Source organism: Micromonospora sp. SD12, from assembly GCF_052068495.1.
Classification (GTDB): Bacteria; Actinomycetota; Actinomycetes; order Mycobacteriales; family Micromonosporaceae; genus Micromonospora; species Micromonospora echinofusca.
Map to the genome: position 1 here is coordinate 153,707 of NZ_JBQHDF010000009.1, position 21,099 is coordinate 174,805.

20 protein-coding genes are annotated in these 21,099 nt (G+C 75.3%); 7 read left to right on the top strand and 13 right to left on the bottom strand.

Annotated elements, in window-relative coordinates; translation table 11 throughout:
• The first annotated feature begins 15 nt into the window (after positions 1–15).
• Positions 16–735, top strand: a complete 720-nt coding sequence (locus ACTMS2_RS19285; protein WP_441176628.1) for a 4'-phosphopantetheinyl transferase family protein — start codon at positions 16–18, stop codon at positions 733–735.
• Here ACTMS2_RS19285 and ACTMS2_RS19290 read toward each other — a convergent pair.
• From ACTMS2_RS19290 to ACTMS2_RS19340, 11 genes are all read right to left on the bottom strand, one after another.
• A complete protein-coding gene (locus tag ACTMS2_RS19290) occupies positions 666–2,051 on the bottom strand; it encodes a class I adenylate-forming enzyme family protein (RefSeq protein ID WP_441176629.1) in 1,386 nt (461 codons plus the stop codon). The genes ACTMS2_RS19285 and ACTMS2_RS19290 overlap by 70 nt on opposite strands.
• Positions 2,052–2,327: 276 nt before the next feature.
• Positions 2,328–2,630: a hypothetical protein gene (locus tag ACTMS2_RS19295; protein ID WP_441176630.1), complete on the bottom strand. Its 303-nt coding sequence runs from the start codon at positions 2,628–2,630 to the stop codon at positions 2,328–2,330.
• A 100-nt stretch (positions 2,631–2,730) separates the two neighbouring features.
• The gene (locus ACTMS2_RS19300) at positions 2,731–3,108 is read right to left on the bottom strand and encodes an antibiotic biosynthesis monooxygenase family protein (protein ID WP_441176631.1); all 378 of its coding nucleotides are present in this window, start codon (positions 3,106–3,108) and stop codon (positions 2,731–2,733) included.
• Positions 3,105–4,352, bottom strand: coding sequence for a beta-ketoacyl synthase N-terminal-like domain-containing protein (locus ACTMS2_RS19305; protein WP_441176632.1), 1,248 nt, complete (start codon positions 4,350–4,352; stop codon positions 3,105–3,107). Before ACTMS2_RS19305 ends, ACTMS2_RS19300 begins: the two co-directional genes overlap by 4 nt.
• Positions 4,349–5,623, bottom strand: coding sequence for a beta-ketoacyl-[acyl-carrier-protein] synthase family protein (locus ACTMS2_RS19310; RefSeq protein WP_441176633.1), 1,275 nt, complete (start codon positions 5,621–5,623; stop codon positions 4,349–4,351). Before ACTMS2_RS19310 ends, ACTMS2_RS19305 begins: the two co-directional genes overlap by 4 nt.
• Positions 5,620–6,024, bottom strand: coding sequence for a cupin domain-containing protein (locus tag ACTMS2_RS19315; RefSeq protein ID WP_441176634.1), 405 nt, complete (start codon positions 6,022–6,024; stop codon positions 5,620–5,622). The genes ACTMS2_RS19310 and ACTMS2_RS19315 overlap by 4 nt, the downstream gene beginning before the upstream one ends.
• On the bottom strand, positions 6,017–6,742 hold the full coding sequence (locus ACTMS2_RS19320) for an SRPBCC family protein (protein ID WP_441176635.1): 726 nt from the start codon (positions 6,740–6,742) through the stop codon (positions 6,017–6,019). Before ACTMS2_RS19320 ends, ACTMS2_RS19315 begins: the two co-directional genes overlap by 8 nt.
• Positions 6,739–8,118, bottom strand: a complete 1,380-nt coding sequence (locus ACTMS2_RS19325) for an acetyl-CoA carboxylase biotin carboxylase subunit (protein WP_441176636.1) — start codon at positions 8,116–8,118, stop codon at positions 6,739–6,741. The genes ACTMS2_RS19320 and ACTMS2_RS19325 overlap by 4 nt, the downstream gene beginning before the upstream one ends.
• 13 nt (positions 8,119–8,131) lie before the next feature.
• Positions 8,132–8,653: an acetyl-CoA carboxylase biotin carboxyl carrier protein gene (locus tag ACTMS2_RS19330; protein WP_441176637.1), complete on the bottom strand. Its 522-nt coding sequence runs from the start codon at positions 8,651–8,653 to the stop codon at positions 8,132–8,134.
• Positions 8,650–10,371, bottom strand: a complete 1,722-nt coding sequence (locus ACTMS2_RS19335; protein WP_441176638.1) for an acetyl-CoA carboxylase carboxyltransferase subunit alpha — start codon at positions 10,369–10,371, stop codon at positions 8,650–8,652. The genes ACTMS2_RS19330 and ACTMS2_RS19335 overlap by 4 nt, the downstream gene beginning before the upstream one ends.
• Positions 10,368–10,706, bottom strand: a complete 339-nt coding sequence (locus ACTMS2_RS19340; RefSeq protein WP_088999958.1) for a TcmI family type II polyketide cyclase — start codon at positions 10,704–10,706, stop codon at positions 10,368–10,370. Before ACTMS2_RS19340 ends, ACTMS2_RS19335 begins: the two co-directional genes overlap by 4 nt.
• Positions 10,707–11,123: 417 nt before the next feature.
• On the opposite strand from ACTMS2_RS19340, the gene ACTMS2_RS19345 reads away from it, so the two are divergent.
• From ACTMS2_RS19345 to ACTMS2_RS19370, 6 genes are all read left to right on the top strand, one after another.
• Complete coding sequence (locus tag ACTMS2_RS19345) at positions 11,124–11,963, top strand: AfsR/SARP family transcriptional regulator (protein ID WP_441176639.1); 840 nt, start codon at positions 11,124–11,126, stop codon at positions 11,961–11,963.
• Positions 11,964–12,054: 91 nt separating this feature from the next.
• Positions 12,055–12,405 (top strand): TcmI family type II polyketide cyclase, encoded by a 351-nt coding sequence (locus ACTMS2_RS19350; protein ID WP_101410495.1) that lies wholly within the window; start codon positions 12,055–12,057, stop codon positions 12,403–12,405.
• A 14-nt stretch (positions 12,406–12,419) separates the two neighbouring features.
• Positions 12,420–13,769: an FAD-dependent oxidoreductase gene (locus ACTMS2_RS19355; RefSeq protein WP_441176640.1), complete on the top strand. Its 1,350-nt coding sequence runs from the start codon at positions 12,420–12,422 to the stop codon at positions 13,767–13,769.
• 245 nt (positions 13,770–14,014) lie between these two features.
• Positions 14,015–15,253 carry a helix-hairpin-helix domain-containing protein gene (locus tag ACTMS2_RS19360; RefSeq protein ID WP_441176641.1) on the top strand — a complete coding sequence of 413 codons (1,239 nt, stop codon included), beginning with the start codon at positions 14,015–14,017 and terminating at the stop codon, positions 15,251–15,253.
• Between the two features lie 259 nt (positions 15,254–15,512).
• Positions 15,513–15,719, top strand: coding sequence for a hypothetical protein (locus tag ACTMS2_RS19365; RefSeq protein WP_101410499.1), 207 nt, complete (start codon positions 15,513–15,515; stop codon positions 15,717–15,719).
• Positions 15,720–16,156: 437 nt separating this feature from the next.
• The gene (locus tag ACTMS2_RS19370) at positions 16,157–17,116 is read left to right on the top strand and encodes a TIGR03557 family F420-dependent LLM class oxidoreductase (RefSeq protein WP_441176642.1); all 960 of its coding nucleotides are present in this window, start codon (positions 16,157–16,159) and stop codon (positions 17,114–17,116) included.
• 139 nt (positions 17,117–17,255) lie between these two features.
• Here ACTMS2_RS19370 and ACTMS2_RS19375 read toward each other — a convergent pair whose 3' ends face one another.
• A complete protein-coding gene (locus tag ACTMS2_RS19375; protein ID WP_441176643.1) occupies positions 17,256–18,797 on the bottom strand; it encodes a hypothetical protein in 1,542 nt (513 codons plus the stop codon).
• Between the two features lie 194 nt (positions 18,798–18,991).
• Positions 18,992–21,085 carry an amino acid transporter gene (locus tag ACTMS2_RS19380; RefSeq protein ID WP_441176644.1) on the bottom strand — a complete coding sequence of 698 codons (2,094 nt, stop codon included), beginning with the start codon at positions 21,083–21,085 and terminating at the stop codon, positions 18,992–18,994.
• Between the last annotated feature and the right edge of the window lie 14 nt (positions 21,086–21,099).

The window sequence follows — 21,099 nt, forward strand, 5'->3', positions numbered from 1 at the left end:
GGTTAACCTCTTTCCGTGAGCCAGTTACCGGTGCCCGGTCGGGACACCGCGTACGTGTGGATCGGTCGGGGCGTCGGCGGTCGGCCGGCCCCGGCCGGTCGGCTGTTGCGGCGGGCGGGTGCCGCGCTGCTCGGCCGCGCGGAGGCGGAGATCGTGGTGGAGCGCGGCCGCGACGGGCGTCCGCTGGTCGCGGTGCGCGGCCCGGAGGCGCGGCTGCCGGTCAGCGTCAGCCGGTCGGGCCCGGTGGTGGTGGTCGCCGCCCGGGCGGGTGGCCCGGTGGGCGTGGACGTGGAGCGGTGCCGGCCGCTGCCCGCGGCGGCGCTGGCCCGGCGGTGGTACGCCCCCGCCGAGGCGGCCTGGCTGGTCGGGCGGCCCGCCGACGGGCAGGCGACGGACTTCCTGCGGCTGTGGACGGCGAAGGAGGCCGTGGGCAAGGCCCTCGGGATGGGGCTGCGCGACGGCGGCCTGCGCCGGCGGATGCCGGTGCCCGTCGGCGCGGACGCGTCGCTGCGGCCGGTGCCCGGTCTCGCACGGCTGCGCGTGGGGCATCCGGGCGTGGGCGCGGGCCTGGTCCTGGCGGTCGCCGTCGACGCCGTCGACGCGGCGCCGGTCGAGGTGGTCGTGGTCGAGGCGGACGGGCACGTCGGGGCGGCGCGGCACGGTGGTCACGTCGCCGCCGTACGCAGCGCGTCGGTCGAGCGGACCAGCTTGCCGGTGGTGGTGCGCGGCAACTGAGCCACCAGGCGCAGGGTGCGGGGTCGCTTGTAGCCGGCCAGCCGCTCGGCGAGCAGGTCGTCGAGCACCTCCTGCGACAGCGGCCCGTCGGGCTGCACGTAGGCGGTGATCGCGCCGTCGAAGACGACGACGGCGGCGGCGACGCCGGGCAGCGCGGCGACGGTCGCCTCCACCTCGGTCAGATCGACCTTCAGGCCGCCGACGGAGACCTGCGAGTCGAGCCGCCCGCGGACGGTGACCAGGCCCGTGTCGGCATCGACGGTGCCGGCGTCGCGGGTGTGCAGCCAGCCGTCGGCCCAGCGGGTGGGGTCGCTCAGCCCGACGTACGGCGACGCGGGGCAGCTCACCCGCAGCTCGCCGTCGACCTCCCGGACCTCGATGCCGGGCGCGGGGGTGATGGACGGGCGGTGCCGGCCGCGCAGGTCGGTGCCGATGACGCCGACCTCGGTCATCCCGTACATGTTGCCCAGCGGCACGCCGTAGCGGTCGGCGAAGGCGGCGGCGACGGCGGCCGGGACCAGCTCGCCGCCGGTGGTCATCCGCTTGAACTGCGGCAGCGGCCCGGTGGGACGGGTGGAGGCGAGCAGTCCGATGTGGAACGGCACGCCGAGCACGGTGGCCGGCGAGTCGTCGGCGGCGATCGCGGCCAGCACGGCGTCGCCGGCCAGGCGCTCCGGCGGCACCAGCTCGACGCCGGCGTGCAGGCCGTAGAGCAGGCCGCCGACCAGGCCCAGCACGTGCACCATGGAGGGCAGCAGGATGATCCGCTCGCCGGGCAGCGCCACGCCGTCGATGCGGGTGTAGCGGCGCACCTCGGCGACCAGGTCGTCGGCGGTACGGCCGATCACCTTGGACGGTCCGGTGGAGCCGGAGCTGAGCTGGATCACGGCGTGCCCGCTGACCGCCGGGCGGTCGGCGTACGCGGTGACGCCCTCGGTGACGTCGACGAAGATCCGCAGCCCGCCGCCGCCGGTGCGGACCGGGGCCACCACCACCTGCGGGGTGAGCCGCTCCAGCGCCCGGCCGACCTCGTGGTCGGTGAGCCGGTGGTCGAGCAGGATCGCCTGCGCCCCGCTGCGCCAGGTGGCCAGCAGGTTCACCACGTAGGCCAGCGAGGGTGGCAGCCGCAGCGCGGCGGCGCCGCCGGGGCGCAGTCCGGCCGCGACGAGGCGGGACTGCGCCCCGCTCACCAGCCGGCGCAGGGTGTCCCGGTCGACCGGTTCGGGCAGTCGGAGACAAATGTCGGTGGAACGGCCTTGGAGCAGAATTTCGTCAACCCAGAGCGGGTCTGTCGCCGCAGGATTTCCCGTCGTCACTACCGTTCACCGCCCAGCCTCAAAGAGGGCGGAACCGCCCATAAGGTGTGCCTGTCGGGGTGCTGCGGGGAACCTTACGACGCCGTCCGGACGCATAGCTAGATGCGAATGGCTAGATCAGAAAGAGCGGCCGGCCGGATTGCCCACGACCGGTTCGACGGGCAGGATCGGGCGCGTACGGCGGCGCAGGGTGACCGCCGGATGACCCATCGTGCGTACGGCGCGAGACGCCCACCGGACGGCCGATGGCGGTCTTGAACGGTTGGTGGAGGGAGGTCAGGAGGCAGGTGGGAGCACCACGCGGGCGGTACGCCGCTCCCCGTCCATCGCGCGCATCGCGCGGGCCAGGGTGCCGGCGTGCAGCTCCGTCTCGCCGCGCTCACGCATCAGCTCCGCCACGGCCGCGATCGCCCGCGCCTCGGCCGCCAGGGCCTGGGCGGCGATCACGCAGCCCAGCGGGTCGAAGTGCCCGCTGTCGCGGGCCGGGTTCAGCCGGGCGACCAGGTCGACGACGCGCAGGTAGCGCTCGACGAGTTCCTGTTCGGCCCGGGTCAGCGCGGGCAGGTCGCGTTCGCTCATCCCCGCAGCCTGCCACCGCGCCCGGCGCCCGACAGCCCCGCCACGGCGCCCCGGGCGGGCTGCGGCTGGCTGCGGGGCCCGCCCCCACGCGGTGCGCGGATCAGGCCCGCGCCACGGCCGGGGTCTGGGCGTGGATGACGAAGCGCAGCGACCGCGCGTCGGTGAAGCACTCCCGCATCGGCCGGACCAGGTCCCGGTGCTCCGGGCTGCGTTCCCATGCCTCGAAGTCGGCCAGGCTCGCCCACTCGCTGGTGATCAGCCACTGCTCCGGGTCGGCCGACGACCGGCAGACCTGGTCGACGAGGTGCCCGGGCACGCCGCCGGCCACGAGGTGCCGGACCTGCTCGTACGCGGCCAGGAACGCCTCCGTGCGCTCGGTCGGCACCCGCACCAGGAACACCACCCGCGCCCGCTGCCCGCCCGCGTCGGCACGCCGCTGCGCCCCGACCGGCGTCGTACCGGTGACCTGTTCGCTCACGGTGTCGCTCCCCTCTGCGGCGCGGCCCCGCGCAGGACCAGCGCGCTGTTGAACCCGTCGAAGCCGCGCGCGCAGACCAGCGCCAGCCGGCTGCGCGGCCGCCGGTGCTCCCGCAGGAAGTCCAGCTCGCAGCCCTCGGCCACCTCGTCCGGTCCGGCGGAGGCCGGCAGCGTGTCGTGGCCGAACGCGAGCAGCGCGGTGGCCACGTCCAGCGCCGAGCCGCCCTGATGGGCGCGGCCCGTCAGCGGCTTCTGGGTGGTCACCGGGGGCGGGCGGTCGCCGAAGACGGCGCGCAGCGCCGTGGCCTCGCTGCGGTCGTAGCGGGGCACGCCGAGCGCGTCGGGCAGCACCACGTCCACCGCCTCCGGCCCGACGCCGGCCCGGTCCAGGGCCAGCCGCATCGCGCGGGCGTACTGGACCGGGTCGCCGGCCGTGTCCGCCGTGGTGTGCACGGCGTCGTGGGTCGACCCCCAGCCGGTCACCTCGCCGTAGACGCGGGCGCCCCGCGACAGCGCGTGGCCCAGCTCCTCCACCACGAACACCGCGCCACCCTCGGCCGGCAGGTAACCGCTGGCGGTGGCGTCGAACGGCCGGTACGCCCGCTCCGGGTCGGACACGTCGCTGAGCAGCCCCGAGCGCAGCTGGCAGGCCAGGGCGTACGGGCTCAGCGGACACTCGGTCGCCCCGGCGATCACCACCGGCGTGCCCCGGCGCACCGCCCGGGCGGCGTGCGCCAGGCTGTCCAGCCCGCCGGCGGCCTCGGCGACCAGCACCCCGCACGGCCCCTTGAACTGGTGGTGGATGGAGAGCTGCCCGACGCTGGCCGCGTAGAACCAGGCGATCGACTGGTACGCCCCGACCGTGCGCGACGGCCCACCCCAGAGCCGTTGCAGCTCCCGCTGCCCGAACAGGTTCCCGCCGGAGGAACTGGCCAGCGTGACGGCGTAGCCGTACGGGTCGGGCGCCCGCTCGGGCAGGCCGGCGTCGGCCAGCGCCAGCCGGGTCGCGGCGAAGCCGAGGTGCGTCCACCGGTCGGTCTGCACCAGCCGCCGGTTGTCGGCGTACGCGGCGGCGTCGAAGCCGGGCACCTCCCCGCCGTGGCGGGTCGGGTAGCCGCCGGGGTCGAACAGGGTGATCGGCCCGGTGCGGCGGGTGCCGGCGAGCACCGTACGCCAGTGCGCGTCCACGCCGACCCCGCTGGGCGCCACGACGCCGATGCCGGTCACCACGGCCCGCGCCGTCACGACACCGCCCCGGCAGGCTCCCGGCGGAACACCATCGCCGACTGGAAACCGCCGAAGCCGCTGCCCACCGAGAGCGCCACGTCCACCGGCAGCTCCCGCGCCTCGTTCGGCACGTAGTCCAGGTCGCACTCCGGGTCGCGGGTGCTCCAGTTGGCCGTCGGCGGCACCACGCCGAACTCGACGGCCAGCGCGCACGCCGCCATCTCGATCGAGCCGATCGCGCCGAGGGAGTGCCCGACCATCGACTTGATCGAGCTGATCGGCACCCCGTACGCGGCCTGACCCAGCGCCCGCTTGAAGGCGGCCGTCTCGTGCCGGTCGTTCTGCCGCGTGCCCGAGCCGTGGGCGCTGATGTAGGAGACCTGCTCGGGGGCGACGCGGCCCTGCCTCAGCGCCGCCGAGATCGCCAGGCCCATCTCCAGCCCGTCGGGCCGCAGCCCCGTCATGTGGTAGCCGTTGCTGCGGCTGGCGTAGCCGGCCACCTCGCAGTAGACGTGCGCCCCCCGACGGCGGGCGTGCCCGGCCTCCTCCAGCACCAGCACCGCCGCGCCCTCGGCGAGGACGAAACCGTGCCGGTCGGCGTCGAACGGGCGCGAGGCGTGCGCCGGGTCGTCGTTGTCGGGACTGGTCGCCTTGATCGCGTCGAAGGAGGCGACGGTGACCGGGGAGATCGGCGAGTCGGCGGCGCCGGCCAGCACGATGTCGGCCTCGCCGTCGGCGATGAGCTGGTGGGCGTACCCGATCGCGTCGATGCCGGAGGTGCAGCCGGTGGAGACCACCTGCGCGGGGCCGTGCAGCCGGTGCCGGCACGCCACGTCGGCGGCGAGGCTGCTGGGCACGAGCGCCTGATAGAGGTACGGGCCACCGCGCGCCGCGTCGACCAGCCAGCGCCGGCCGGTGTCGCTGACCGTCACGTACTCCTGCTCCAGGGCCGTGGTGCCGCCGACGGCGGTGCCGAGCACCACGCCGGCGCGGTCCCGCTCGGCGTCGGTGAGGTCCAGTCCGGCGTCGGCGACGGCCTCGGCGGCGCAGGCGAGGGCGAACTGCACGTACCGGTCCGCGCGCCGCAGCTCGGTCGCGCTCAGGCCGGCGGCCACCGGGTCGAAGTCGCACTCGGCGGCGATCTGGGACCGGAACGGCGACGGATCGAAGAAGGTGATCCGCCGCGTCGCCGTACGCCCCTCGGTGATCGTCTTCCAGAACCGGTCCCGGCTGGCGCCGCCGGGGGCGACCACCCCGACGCCCGTCACCACCGTGCGGCGCCCGCTCACGATCCGCCTCGCTGTTCGACCAGCTCGGTGTCGACGTGCCCGAGCTCGGGCCGGGGCGCCAGCGGGCCGAGGTGGAAGACGACCTCGGCCGGCTCCTCGCCGGTGTTGCGCAGCCGGTGGCGCACGTTGCGAGGCACGAACAGCGCCTGCCCGGCGGGCAGCGGCACCGGCTCGTCGTCCAGGTCGACGGTGATCGCCCCGCGTGCCACGTAGAGGAACTCCTCGCTGTAGGGGTGGTAGTGCTCGGCGATCCGCTCCCCCGGGCGCAGCGCCGCCACGCCCATGAAACCCGAGGTGCTGCCGACGGTCTTCGGGCCGAGCAGCACCCGCAGTTCGCCGCCGCGGCGGCTGTCGGGGACGACGTCGGCGGCGGCCACGAGCCGCAGGTCGCGCTCACTCATCGCCGGCTCCCGTCGCCACGCCGGCGCTGGCCAGCCGCTCGATCTTCTCCTTGATGACGGCGAGCTGCACCGCGCTGTTGGCGTTGATCCGGTCGGTCATGCCCGCGTCGTCGACCGGCGCGGTCGGCTTCATCGCGAAGTCCTGCACCCAGGTCATCCGGGTGCCGCCGGGCTCCCGCGTGTACCGCCAGTGGATACGCATGTACTCGAACGGCCCGGTCTCCACCCGCCGGGCGTGGACCTGGCGGGTGGCCGGGTCGGCGGTGCGTTCGCTGACCCAGCTCCACACCGTGCCGTTCTCGTCGGGGTGCATGGTGAGCCGGAACCGCACGGTGTCGCCGTCACGGTGCAGGATCTCCGCGCGGGCGTACTCGGTGAACAGCTCCGGCCAGTTCGCGACGTCGTTGGTGACGTCCCACACCAGCGGCAGCGGCGCGGCGATGAGGACGCTGTTCTCGGTGTGCCCGGGTGTGTCCGCGCGGCGGGCAACCAGCTCGGCCACGCCCGCGATGCTGAGCTGCCCGGCCTGCTCGGGGATCTGCACCTGCCACCGGTCGGCGACCACGGCGGAGAGTTCCAGCAGCGCCAGGGAGTCCATGCCGAGTTCCTCCAGGGAGGCGGCCGGGGCGCGGGCGGCGGCGTCGGCGTCCAGCCCGCAGTTCGCCACCAGGATGTCGGTGATCTCGGCGGTCAGCGGACGGCCATGGGTGACGGTCATCGGTGCCTCCTGTGGTGTGCGTCGGGCGGGCCGGCGAGCAACTGCTCGACCAGGCCGGTGGAGTAGCGGCCCTTGCGGAACCCGGCGTCGTCGAGCACCCGCCGGACGAACGGGATGGTGGTACGGACCCCGGGGCCGGCGACGTCGAACTCGTCGAGGGCGCGTTCCAGCCGGTTGAGCGCGAGCTCCCGGTCCGGGGCCCAGACCGCCACCTTGGCCAGCAGGGAGTCGTAGTGCGGGCCGAACAGGTAGCCGGCGTGCCCGTGCGTGTCGACCCGGGTGAAGGGGCCGCCGGGCGGGGTGAAACGGTCCAGTCGCCCGGGCGTCGGGGCGAAGCCGCGGTCCGGGTCCTCCACGTTGACCCGGCACTCGATGGCCACCCCGTGCGGCCGGACGTCCTCCTGCCGCCAGCGCAGCGGCACCCCGGCGGCGATGTGCAGCTGCTCGTGCACCAGGTCGATCCCGGTGATCATCTCGGTGACGGGATGCTCCACCTGGATCCGGCAGTTGATCTCCAGGAAGTGGAACCGCTCCTCGCCGTCCACGAGGAACTCCACGGTGCCCGCGCCGGTGAACCCCGCGTGCAGGGCGCCGCGCAGGGCGCACTCCGCGATGGCCTCCCCGGTGCCGGCCGACAGCGCCGGCGCGGGGGCCTCCTCCACCAGCTTCTGGTGGCGGCGCTGCACCGAACAGTCCCGGGTGCCCAGGTGCACCCCGTTGCCGTGGGAGTCGCACAGCAACTGCACCTCGACGTGCCGGGCGTCGGTCAGGTACCGCTCCACGTACACCCGGTCGTCGCCGAAGGCGGCCTGGGCGGCGGCGCGGGTGCGCGCGTACGCCCGGGGCAGCTCCGCCGGGGTGGCGACCACCGTCATGCCCCGTCCCCCGCCGCCCGCCGCCGCCTTGACGATCACCGGGTAGCCCACCTCGGCGGCCACCTCCGCCGCCGCGGCGGCGCTGGGCACCGGCGCGACGCTGCCCGGCGGCAGGGGCAGCCCGGCCCGGCGCATCAGCGCCCGCGCGGAGGACTTGTCGGCCAGCACGGCCATCACCTCCGGCGGCGGGCCGATGAACGTCAGGCCGTTGTCGGCGCAGATCTCGGCGAAGTCGGCGTCCTCCGAGAGGAACCCGTAGCCGGGGTGCACCGCCTGCGCGCCCACCTGCCGGGCCGCCTCCACGATCGCGGCGGCGTTGAGGTAGCTGCGCCGGCTGGCCGGCGGCCCGATCCGTACGGCCTCGTCGGCCAGGCGCACGGCGACGGAGTCGGCGTCCGCGGTGGAGTAGACCACCGCCGTACGCACCCCCAGCTCGCGGCACGCGCGCAGCACCCGCAGGGCGATCTCCCCCCGGTTGGCGATCAGGACCTTCTCGAACATCGCGGCCCGCCCCTCAGTCCGGATCCAGCGCGACCAGCGGCTGGTCGTACTCGACCGGCTGGCCGTCGGTGGCGAGGACCTCGACGACCCGGCCGCCCCGCTCGGCGCTCACCTCGTTCATCAGCTTCATCGCCTCGACGATGCCGACCACCTGCCCGGGACGGACCAGGTCGCCGACGGCGACGAAGGGCGCGGCGCCCGGCTCCGGGGCGCGGTGGAACGTGCCGACGATGGGCGAGCGCACGGCGTACCGGTCCGGCGGCGGCGCGACGGCCGGCGCGGGCGCCGGGCGCACCGCGTCGGCGGCGGGGACGGGCTCGGCGGGCGTGCCGTGCCACTCCACCTCCAGCACCGTGTCCCCGCCGCGCAGCCGCACCCGCCGCAGCGGGCCGGGAAGCTCGGCGACGAGGTGTCGGGCGTGCCGCCGCAGCCCGGCCAGCACGGCGTCCGTGCCGCGCCCGGCCTCCGCGCCGGCCGCCTGCTCCGGGGCGGGAGGCGACGGCGGGGAGCCGACGGGGCTCGCGCCGGCGTTCACCGGGCACCCGCCCGGGCGCCGAGGCGGGCCGCGCCGAAGCGCCGGAAGCGCTGCCGCCGGCGGCGGACCAGCGTGGCGGGCGGCACGTCGAGCAGCGGCAGCAGCTGTGCCAGCACCGCCTCGCGCAGCGCCCGGGCGGCCGCCCCCGGGTCGTGGTGCGCCGCCGGGGCCGGCTCGGGTACCAGGTCGTCGACGATCCCCAGCCGGCACAGGTCGGGTGCGGTCAGCCGCAACGCGCGGGCCGCCTGCGGCGCGGCGCCCCGGTCGGGCCAGAGGATGGCCGCGCAGCCCTCCGGGCTGATCACCGAGTAGACGGCGTGCTGGAGCATGAGCACCCGGTCGGCCACCGCGAGGGCCAGCGCCCCACCGCTGCCGCCCTCGCCGGTGATCACGGCGACGACGGGGGTGGGCAGCACGGTCAGGGCGAGGATGTTCTCGGCGATGGCCGCCGCCTGCCCCTGTTCCTCGGCCCGTACGCCGGGATCGGCCCCCGGGGTGTCGACCAGGGTGACCACCGGCAGGCCGAGACGGGCGGCGAGGCGCATCAGCCGCAGCGCCTTGCGGTGCCCCGCCGGGCTGGCCATGCCGAAGTTGCGCCCCACCAGCTCGGCGGTGGTGTGCCCCTTCTGGTGCCCGACGACCATGACCGGCCGGCCGTCGAGGCGCGCCAGGCCGCCCACCACGGCCGGGCAGTCCGCGCCGAGCCGGTCGCCGTGCAGCTCGACGAAACCGTCGAACGCCGTCTCCAGGTAGTCCAGAGTGGTCGGCCGGCCGGGGTGCCGGGCCAGCCGTACCGTCTCCCAGGCGTCGCCGGCCGGGCCCGGCGCCGTCGTCGCGGCGGTCCCGCCGGCCGACCGCGCCACCAGCGGTGACGGCTCCTGCCGGGGTACGCCGGTACGGGACGCGGGGCGGCGGCCCGCGCGGGCGGCGGCGAGCAGCGCCACCAGCCGGCCCCGCAGCGCGTGCCGGGGCACCACCATGTCGACCTGGCCGTGCCGGAGCAGGAAGTCGGCGGTCTGGAAGCCCTCCGGCAGGTCCCGGCCGGTGACCTGCCGGATCACCCGGGGACCCGCGAAGCCCATCCGCGCGCCGCTCTCGGCGAGCACCACGTCGGTGTTGGTGGCGAACGAGGCGGCCACGCCCCCGTACGTCGGGTCGGTCAGCACGCTGACGGTGAGCAGGCCGGCCTCCCGCAGCGCGGCGACCGCCTGGCTGACCGTGGCCATCTGCATCAGCGACAGGACGCCCTCCTGCATCCGCGCCCCGCCGGAGGCGGTGACGAGGACCAGCGGCACCCCGTCGGCGAGGGCCCGCTCGGCGGCCAGGGTGATCAGCTCCCCCACCACGCAGCCCAGGCTGCCGCCCAGGAAGCGGAAGTCCATCACCGCCAGCACGCACGGATGCCGCCCGACGGTGGCGGTGCCGCAGACCACCGCCTCGGCCAGTCCGGTGCCGGCGCGGGCGGCGGTGAGCCGGTGCGGGTACGGCAGCAGGTCGACGAAGCCGATCGGGTCGACCTCGGCCGGCCGTTCCGGCAGGGCGGTGAACGACCCCGGGTCGACGAGCTGCACCAGCCGCTCGGGTGCGTCGACGCGGGCGTGCGCGCCGCACTCGGGGCAGACGTCGAGGTTGCGCCGCAGCCGCTTGCGGTACAGCAGGGTGGCGCAGCCGCCGCACCGGGACCAGAGCTGCCCGTCGCGGGGCGCGGTGGCGGTCACGACGGCCGCCCGGCGGGCGCGGCGTCGAAGCGGTAGAAGCAGCGGGCCATCGCGTCGCGCGGCTCCCGCCACGTCGACAGGTACGGCGACACGTACGGCCGCAGCCGGGCGCTTACCCGGGCGAACTCGGGGTGGCCCCGGGCCGCCTCGACGGCCGCCCCGCCCGGCGCCTCCGTCTCCAGCAGGTGCACGTACAGGTCACCCAGCCGGTAGAGCGACCGGTGCGTGACGCCGACCAGGCGCGGCAGCTCGGTCGCGTCGGACTCCGCGAAGATCTCGGCGACGCGCGCCTCGGCGCTCGGCACCACCTTCGCGACGATCAGCGAACGGTCCATGGACCGGCCTCCCTCCACGGCATCCGGCGTCGGTGACGACGGCACCGGCCGAGCCGGACGACTGGCGCCACGATGCGGCCACGGGCGTCACGGCGGCGTCACCGGCGACCGCCGAACGGCGACGCAGCCTTCGTGACGCTGCGTTGACGCAAGCTGTGCATGAGCTGTGCGGCACGAGCTGCACACAGTGGACTCTGTGCAGTTCGGAACGGTTCTCGTGGACGCCGACAGGCAAGCGCGATCCCGCATCGAATGTTGACCCAGAGTGACCACTATTGATAATCTTCGTCACGGTCAGCCCGGCGGCCGCGGCGCACGACGCCGTGCCGCGGCGGAGCGATCCGACAGTGGGGTCATGGGCAGCCGCGCCGGGGACAGCAGACGAGTCGGGACGAGCGTTCCGCAGGGGGTGCCGCCGTGGCCGCTGATCCGTCGACGCCGACCACCGGGTGCCGGTCCGACGCCGAGATCTCGCTGCACCTGCTCGGCGGGTTCCGGCTGCTGCACGCCGACGCGCCGGTCGTGGTGCCGCGCGGCCTGCAACGGGTCATCGCGCTGATCGGGCTGCGCCCCGGCGCCACCCGCAGTCACCTGGCCGGCCTGCTCTGGCCGGACGCGCCGGAGGAGCGGGCGCTGTCGTCCCTGCGTACCGCCCTGTGGCGGCTGCGGCAGGACCCCTGCTGCCCGATCATGACCTCCGGCGACACGGTCTGCCTCGCCCCGGTCGTCCGCGTCGACGTCGACGCGCTCGTCGGCACGGCGGCACGGGTACGCGACGGCGACGACCCGTGCGCCGCCGCGGCCCTCGCCGCAGGCCGGCACGACCTGCTCCCCGGCTGGTACGACGACTGGGTGCTGGCCGACCGGGAGCGGCTGCGCCAACTGCGCCTGCACATGCTGGAGGACCTGGCCGGCCAGCACCTGTCGGCGGGCCGCCACGGCGCCGCCCTGGAAGCCGCGCTGGAGGCGATGGCCGCCGAGCCGCTGCGCGAGACGCCGCACCGGCTGGTGGTACGCATCCACCTCGCCGAGGGCAACGCCTTCGAGGCCGTGCACGCCTTCTACGTCTATCGCGACCTGCTGCTGCGGGAACTGCGGCTGGAGCCCTCGGCGGCGATGACCGCCCTGCTCGACGACACCCTCGCGCCCATCCGGGAGGCCACCCGCGAGGCCCCGCCCGGGCCACCCCGGGGCCGTCCACCCGGCTCGCGCCCCGCGCCCACTGACGCGGCGTCACCGGCGCGACGGTCGGTGTGACGGGCAGGTGACAGCCGCCCGGGCACGGTGGGCGCACAACAGTCCGTGGGCTCCGCCATGGTCGCGGAGCACCACCGGCGAGAGGGGTCCCATGAGCCGTCTTCTGATCGTCAGCAGGATCATCCCGGGCGCGGAGGGTCGGGTGGCGCAGATCTTCGCCGAGTCCGACGCGACCGAGCTGCCCGCCCTGACCGGGGTCCGCCACCGGTCCCTGTACTGCCTGCACGACCTGTGCGTACACCTGATGGAGACCGCCGACGTGGCACCGGACGCCCTGGCCGACGCCCGTAACCACCCGCTCTACCGGCAGGTCAACGAGCGGCTCTCCGCGCACACCACGCCGTACCTGCCGACCTGGCGCTCGCCGCGCGACGCGATCGCGGGCTGCTTCTACCGATGGGACGCCGCCGACGCGACCTCGTCGTCGCATCCGGCCGGCTGAACGGGGCGGTCGCCATGTCGTCCAGACCACCCCACGTACTGATCATCGGGGCCGGCACCGGCGGGCTGTGCCTGGCGCACGGCCTGCGCCGGGCGGGGATCAGCGTCGCCGTGTACGAGCGCTACCGCACGCGCGGCGAGGGGCTGCTCGGCTACCGGGTCGGCATCGGACCGACGGGGAGCCGCGCGCTGCGCGAGTGCCTGCCGCCCGCCCTCTTCGACGTGTACCTCGCCACCTGCGCCCGCTCCCCCCGCTACTTCAACGTCATCACCCAGGGGATGCGCCGCACCGCCTCGTTCACGCTCCGGCCGGACACCGACCCGGTGAACACCGAACGGTCCGTGGCCCGGATGACCCTGCGCCAGGTCCTGCTCACCGGCATGGAGGACGTCGTCCACTTCGACAGGACCTTCACGCGGTACGACCAACGCGACGACGGCACCGTGACCGCGCACTTCGCCGACGGCAGCACCGCCACCGGCGACCTGCTCGTCGCCGCGGACGGCACGCACTCGGCGGTACGCCGCCAGTACCTGCCGCACGCGGTCACCCGCGACGCCGGCACCATCAACATCGCCACCCGGATACCCCTGACCCCGCACACCCGGGGGCTGCTGCCGGAGCGCATCGAGCAGGGCATCTCGCTGATCTTCGGCACCGGCGGGATCATGGGCGTGCTGCACGTGATGGAGTTCAAGTGGGACCGCGACGGGGCACTCAAGCCCGGCGTGGACCCCGCCGACGCCGAACTGCTGCGCGGCTGGCCGGGGCTGCGCCACGACAACACCCGCGACAACATCAACCTGGTCGTGTGGAGCACGGCCCGCCGCTTCCCCGCCGACGTGATGCAGCGGCGCGGCGAGGAGCTGATCCTGCTCGCCCTGCGGCTCACCCGCAACTGGCACCCCCACCTGCGCGAACTGCTCGCCCGCGGCGAGCCGGACAGCGCCCTGCCCATCAAGGTGTCCACCAGCGAACCGGTGCCGCCGTGGAAGAGCAGCACCGTCACCCTGCTCGGCGACGCCATCCACACGATGACGCCGGGACGCGGGGTGGGCGCCAACACGGCCCTGCGCGACGCCGCCCTGCTCTGCCGGCAGCTGCGGCAGGCCGCGACGGGCGACAAGACGCTGCTCCAGGCGGTGGCCGACTACGAGGCCGCGATGGTGCCGTACGGGTTCGCCCGCGTCGCCGACTCGCTCAACCGCAGCGGCACCAACGGCGACGACCGGATGTACAAGCCCGTCGTCGGGCGGCTCGCGCTGCTCGGCGCGCGGGGCTACTTCGGCGTCACCAGTCGGGTGCCCCGGCTGGCGCGCCGGTTCGTCGACGACTTCTACAGCTACCGGGGCGAGGAGGACTGACTGTCCGACGGGGACCCCGGCGCCGCCACGGGTGCCGGGGTCCCCCGCGTACCCGGTCCCGCGGACGACGACCTGACACGTACGCCCCGACGGCGACCCTGCGTCGCCCGCCGGACACCGCCGGTGCGATCCGTCCCGCGCGACGGCGGACATCCGGTCCTGCCCGTCGGCGCCTACGCGCGTGTGCGAAGCTGCGGCGAGTTTTTCTCGCGGGTTTCCGGACGTGAACGATAGGGAGGTTTGCCGTGACGTGGTCTTTCGGGCACTGGCTGATACTGATCGTGGCCCTGGTGGTGGGTGCGGCGGGCGGTTGGTTCTGGCGCGGCCGGCAGGACGCCGCGACCGCCACGCACGGCTCGCCCATGGTGGATGGTGACCCGGTCGCCGGCATGACCGCCGTGGTGGTCGACCCGCCGCCCGTCGCGACCCTCGACGAGGCGCGGCCGGAGGTGACCGTGGATCCCAGGCCGGACGCCGTCGCCGACCGCGTCCCCGCCGCGCCCGGGGCCGACGCCCCGACCGACGCCGACCCGGCGACCGCCCCGTCGGCCACCGTGGTCACGGCCGACGCGTCGCGGGCCGACGACGTCGACCCGGCCGACATGGCCCTGACCGGTGACCCGGTGCCGGCGCCCGACACCGACCCCGCGCCGCCGGCCACCGCCGCCGACGCCCGGCCGGACCACGAGATCGTGCTGCCGGTGGCGGCCGAGGTGACCGGTCCCGTCGACCACCGGCCGGCACGGGAGGCCACCCCGGCCGCCGAGCCGCGGGACGTCCCCGCCGCGACGCAGGAGCCCACCCCGGCCGCCGTCATCCCGACGCCGGCGGACGTGACCGGGCCGGAGACCGCGCCCACCCCCGCCGCCGAGCCGGAGCCGACCCCTGTCGTCGCGGTCGAGCCCGACCCCGCGCCCGCCGCCGCCACCCTCTCCCCGGCCGAGCCGGAGACCGCGCCCGTCGTCGCGGCCGCCTCCCCCGCCGAGTCGCAGCCGGCAGACGCACCGGCCGAGCCGGAGCCGGCCCGCACCGCGCCGGCCGAGCCGGCCACGGCCGTCGCCGTCGAGCCGGCCACCGCCACCGCTGTCGAGCCGGCCACGGCCGCCGCCGAGGTGGACGTTCCGGCCACGGCGGTCGACGCACCCGTCGAGGCGGAGTCGACGCCGGTCGAGGCGGTCGTCGTGCCCTCGCCGCGCGGCGAGGTGACCGCCCCGCCCGCCGCCGACTCCGACGCCGCCGACGACTTCCGTCGGATCCAGGGCGTGGGCCCGAAGATGGCCGCGGCGTTGCAGGCGGCCGGCATCCGCACGTACCGGCAGCTCGCGGAGCTGGACGAGGCCGCCCTGCGGGAGACGATCCGGGCGGCCGGGCTGCGGGCCGCGCCGAGCCTGGCGACCTGGCCGCAGCAGGCGAAGGTGCTCGCCGGCGCCCCGCAGGAGGCGGCCACCGCCCTGCCGACCCCGGTGGGCGGCACCGACGCCTGACCGGCGTGACCCCGGCCGCCGTACTCGCCGTCGGCGCCGGGGCGGGGGCGCGTACCCCCGCACGATCGAGCCGACATCGCGGCGTCCGTCTCCCGGGCGCCGCGATGTCGTCCTTCCGGCCCGGGGCGCGGGCGGAAGGTGTGCCCGCGTCGGCCGCACGCGTGGTCCCCGGCAGGGCCACCGGCGGGCCGTTAGCCGTTCATCGCGATTGGGTACAACGCCCAGCACCTCGATCCACCACACCCTTGCGGAGGCAGCGATGCGCGGCACGTCGATATTCGGAGTCCTGGTCGTGATCTGGCTGATCATCGGCGCGGTCGCCGCCGGGCAACGCGGCTACTACAACAACGACGACACGAACTGTGCCGAGGCCGGCACGATCCTGGTGACGATCGTGGCCGGGCCGCTCAACTACATCGGCGCCAACCCCAAGGTCGACTGCGAGCTGCCCCAGCCGTCCAAGTAGGACCCACGCCCTCCGGCCCGCGCCCGCTCGGGGCGCGGGCCGCGCCATGTCCGGAGCAGTCCGGGCACTCCCCCCTCCTTTCCGGGCCGTCGTGCCCGCCGCTGTCGTCGCGCTCTCCGCCGCGTCGCGCCGTACCTCGATCCCTCCGCCCGCCCGGCCGCGCTCCTGGCACCTGCCGGGCAGCACGCGTTGGCGTCGCCGTGGCGGCCCACACACCACGTAGAGCGTCCTAGGAGGCTGGGGTTGTCGTCCTCGGCGCGCCGCGTGGAGTGGCGGTGCCGATCGACGGTGGCGGTGTGCGGTGCCTGTCGACGGTGGCGGCGAGGTGTGGAGGCGCCGCCACGTGCGGCCGCCGGCGCGGCGCCGCGACGTTTGCCGGCCCCGGCCACGGGAACCGGCGTTGCGCCACCACTGCCGCACGGGACGGGAGCACCGGGATGAGGATCGGCTACAAGCTCGCCGCCGAGGGGTACGGGCCGCAGGAGATCATCCGGCAGGCCGTCCGGGCCGAGCAGGTGGGCTTCGACTTCGTCGAGATGAGCGACCACTTCCATCCGTGGCTCGACACCCAGGGGCACTCGTCGTTCACCTGGAGCGTGCTCGGGGCGGTCGCGGCGAAGACCGAGCGGATCGGCCTGGCCACCGGGGTCACCTGCCCGACCGTCCGCTACCACCCGGCGATCATCGCGCAGGCGGCGGCGACCATGGCGCTGGTCTCCGAGGGCCGGTTCACCCTCGGCGTCGGGGCCGGGGAACGCCTCAACGAGCACGTGGTGGGGCAGGGTTTCCCCAGCGTACGGGGCCGGCACGAGCGGCTCCGCGAGGCGCTGGAGATCATCCGGCTGCTCTGGCAGGGCGGCTACCGGTCGTACGAGGGCAAGCACCTGCAACTGGAGGACGCCCGGGTCTTCGACCTGCCGGAGACCCCGCCCGTGATCGCGGTGGCCGCCAGCGGCCGCTCCTCGGCGACGATGGCCGCCGAACTCGGCGACGGCCTGTTCGTCACCGAGCCGGAGGCGTCCATCGTCGAGCACTACCGGCAGGCCGGTGGCGACGGCCCCCGCTACGCCGAGGTGCCGATGGCCTGGGCGACCGACGACCAGCAGGCCGTGCAGGCGGTGCTGGAGACCAGCCGGTGGATGGTGACCGGATGGAAGGTGATGAGCGAGCTGCCGAACCCGGTCAACTTCGACGCCGCCAGCGCGTACGTCGAGGAGCGGCACGTGCGGGAGCTGTTCTCCGTCGGGCCGGACGCGGAGGCGCACGTGGCGCACGTGCGTGCCTACGTCGAGGCGGGCTACGACCACGTCGTGCTCCAGAACGCCGGCCCCGACCCGGACGGCTTCCTCGACTTCTTCGCCGGCGACCTCGCCGCCCGGCTGCGCGCCCTCGGCTGAGCCGCCCACGCGCCCCGCCGGCCGGCGCCCCCACGACGCGAGAGGGCGCACCCGGCCGCCGCGATCGCGATGATCGACCGGCGGGGCCGGATGCGCCCCGGGCGGCGGGCCGCCCCTGCCGGGACGGCCCGCCGACGGGTCAGCGGAAGCAGTTGGCGACCGGCACCCTGCTGCCCTCGCAGTTGGTGGGCTCGTTGTCGATGATGTCGGTCTCGTCGTCGACCCTGACGCGGGCCTTGTCGGCGAAGAGGCCGCCCGGCTTCACGGTGGCGACGTTGCCGGCCACCCGGCTGGAGTAGAGGGAGACCTGGCCCAGCGTCGCGAAGATGCCCCCGCCCGTGGACTTCGCGCCGACGGCGTGGTTGCGCTCGACCTCGCTGCGGCGCACCAGGAGGTTCGACTTCTGGGCGTGGATCCCGCCACCGGAGCCCCGCGCCGTGTTCCCCGAGACGACGCTGTCGTCGAGCGGGACCAGGCCCTGGAAGGTGGAGATGCCGCCGCCGTTGCCCGTGGCGGTGTTGTCGCGTACCTCCAGGCCGCGCAGGAAGATCAACGCGTCCGAGTTGGCGATGCCGCCGCCGGTCTGGGCGGTGTTGCCCACCACCTTCGTGTCGGCGACCCGGGTACGCGCCGAGAAGCTGGCGACGCCGCCGCCCTGCGCCGCGTTGTTGTGCGCGAAGGTGCTCGAGTGCACCTCGGCCGCGCCCCGGTAGTTGGCGAGGCCGCCGCCGTACGCCACGGCGCTGTTGCCCCGGAACTGCGAGGTCTCCAGGCTCAGCACGCCACCGTTGAGCAGGCCCCCGCCCTTGCCCGCGGTGCCGGCGGCGTGGTTGTCGACGAACGTGCTGCCGGCGACCGCCAGGTGCCCGTCGTTGAAGATCCCGCCGCCGCCCCCCTCCGCCGAGAGGGAGGTGCTGTCGACGATCGTGGTGCGCTCGACCACGGCGGAGGCGCCGTGCACGACGTGGATGCTGCCGCCCTCGGCGGCGGAGAGGCCGTTGCGCAGCACCACGTCCGACAGCGTCAGCTCCCCGCCGTCGCGGACGGTGAAGAACCGGAACGCCTCGGCGTGCACGTCACGCACGATGGTCGCGCCCTCGCCCCGGATGGAGATCGGGTGGTAGATGACGGGCAGTCCGGCCCGGTCGTGCTGCGGGTTGCGCGGGGGCGCCTCGGCGTCGCCGGGGTTCTCCGCGCTGTCGGCGGCCTCCCGGGCGTCGCGGATCCCGCCGTCGTACTCGTCGGGCTGCTGGAACGCGTGGGTCAGCTCGTACGTGCACTTCGACGCCAACCGCAGGTCGGCGCCGCCCTCGGCGTTGGCCCGGACCAGCGCCGAGATCAGCTTCGCCGAGTCGCACGGCACCGGGACCTCCGGGCGCTGCCCCTGCCCCGGGCGTGCGGGCCGGCCGTCCGGCTTGCCGCCGCGCCGCTCCTCGCGGGCGTGGTCGCGGTCCTCGACGGCGTCGCCGCGGTGGCCCTCGTCGGAGCGGTCGTCGGCCCGCAGCGCCAGCGCGGGCACGTCCGAGGCGGCGGACAGGTCCCGGTCGGCGGCCACGGCGGAGACGCCCGTCAGCCCGGCCGCCCCCGCCACCAGGCCGCCCGCCACGAGGCCGCCGGCTAGGAACCACCGCGACCGTCGTCTGGGTGGTGCTGCCCGTCGGCCCCCTTGATTTGTCGTCATCACGCTTTCCTGCCTCTCGCGCGTGCGTGTCACGGCCGCGTCGAACCGGACGCGGGACGGCTGACGTCGCGACAACCGCCGAAGGCCACGATACGGACGAGAAACGGGCAAGTCCCTCGAACATGAATAAACGTACCATTCGCCTTCACGGGTACGAATGGGCGCGGGCCTCCCGGCGCCGCGGCGGGCGCCGGTCAGCCGCCGACGTGGATGCCGGGTCGACGGGTCGGGTCCGGCTCGGACTTGCGGATGATCTCCCGTACGACGGGCGGGGTGTCGCCACGGCCGAGGATGAGGTAGCGCAACAGGTGCGCCAGCGGGTTGCCCTCCGACCACTCGAAGTGGGCGTGCGGGCGTACGCCGGTGGCGTCGCGCAGCGCCAGCAGGATCGCCGCGATGGCGTTGGGAACCGCCGGGCTGGCGGCCCGCAGCACCCGGAAGCCGCCCACCTGGACGCCGCGCACCCGCAGCACCTGGCTGAACTCCGACGGGTCGACCACGTCGATCTCCAGGAAGAGGATGTCGCCCTCGCCGGGCACCGGGTTCATCCCCCGCTGCGCCCGCTCCTTGACCGTGTACTCCTTGACCGCGCCACCGGCCCGCTTGTGGGCGATGAGGTGCAGCCGGCCGTCGTGCGCCAGCGACTCGGCGATGAACCGGCGGGCCGGCTCGTCGAACTCGATCCGCTCCGTACGCAGCTCGGTGGTGCGGGTCACCCGCGAGACCAGCGAGACGACCACGATGGCGAGGATGAACAGCGCGGAGATGGCGATGCCGTCGGGCTTCGCGACGACGTTCTCGACGAGGGCGTACAGCAGGACCACGGTGAGCACGGCGAAGCCGCCGGCCACGACGCGCTCCCGGCGGCGGGCCGCCGAGATCGTGACCGCCACCGCGGCGGAGACCATCATGGCGAGGATGCCGGTGGCGTACGCCCCCGCCTGGTCGTTGACGTCGGCCCGGAACACCACCGTGATCGCGACGCTGACCAGCGTGTAGACGATCACGACCGGCCGCACGGCCCGGGCCCACTCCGGCGCCATGCCGTAGGTGGGCAGGTAGCGGGGCACGATGTTGATCAGACCGGCCATCGCGGAGGCGCCGGCGAACCAGAGGATCAGCGCGCTGCTGGCGTCGTAGACGGTGCCGAAGCCCTCCCCGAGGCGCTCGTGGGCGAGGTACGCCAGCGCCCGGCCGTTCGCGGCCCCGCCCGGCTCGAACTCCCGGGCGGGGATGAGCACCGTGGTGACGAGGGTGGTCGAGACCAGGTACACCGACATGATCAGCGCGGCGGCGGTGAGCAGCCGGCGGGCGTTGCGGATCCGCGCCGCCAGCCGTGCCTCGCGGTCGGCCCCCGCACCGGCGACCAGCGGCATCATGCTCACCCCCGTCTCGAAGCCGGAGAGCCCGAGCACCAGCAGCGGGAAGGCCAGCACAGCGGTCAGCGCCACCTCGCCGGGGCCGGCACCGGCGGTCAGCGCGGCGGTCCAGTCCGACAACGTCCCCGGGTTCGCCGCGATCCCGGCCAGCCCGTCGGCCACGATCAGCGCGTTCAGGACCAGGAAGACCACGACCAGCGGGACGGCCACCGCGACCGCCTCCCGGAAGCCGAGCAGGAAGACCCCGCCGAGGACGAGCAGCAGCACGACGGTGACCCCGACGGCGACGCCCGTGCCGCCGACGCCCTCGGGCACGTACGGGTTCTCCAGCAGGTGCACGGTGGCGTCGGCCGAGGAGAGGGTGATCGTGATGATCCAGGAGGTCGCCACGAACCCGAGCAGGACCAGCACGAAGATCTTGCCGCGCCAGAACGGCAGCAGCCGCTCCAGCATCGCCACCGAGCCCTGCCCGTGCGGGCTCTCCCGGGCCACCCTGCGGTACATGGGCAGCATGCCGAACAGCGTCAGCGCGACGATGAGCAGGGTGGCCAGCGGGGAGAGCGCCCCGGCGGCCACCGCCGCGATCCCGGGCAGGTACGACAGGGTGGAGAAGTAGTCCACCCCGGTCAGGCACATGACCTGCCACCACGGGTGCGAGCGGGCCTGCCCCTCCGCCGCCTCGGGACCGACCGGCTGCACCCGGTGGGCGAACAGCCAGCGGCGCAGTGGGCTCAGCGGCGCGGCGGGCCGGGTGGGGCTGGCCTGCGCCTCCGGGACGGCGACCGGGCGCCGGGCCCGGCCGTCGGGACGGGTCGGGTCCCGGGCCGCGCGCAGGTCCCGGGGCGGACCGGCGGGCGGCGGGCGGCGACCACGCGTGCGCCGCGACCTCGGCCCGTGCTCGTCACGCATGCCCCGTCCCCACC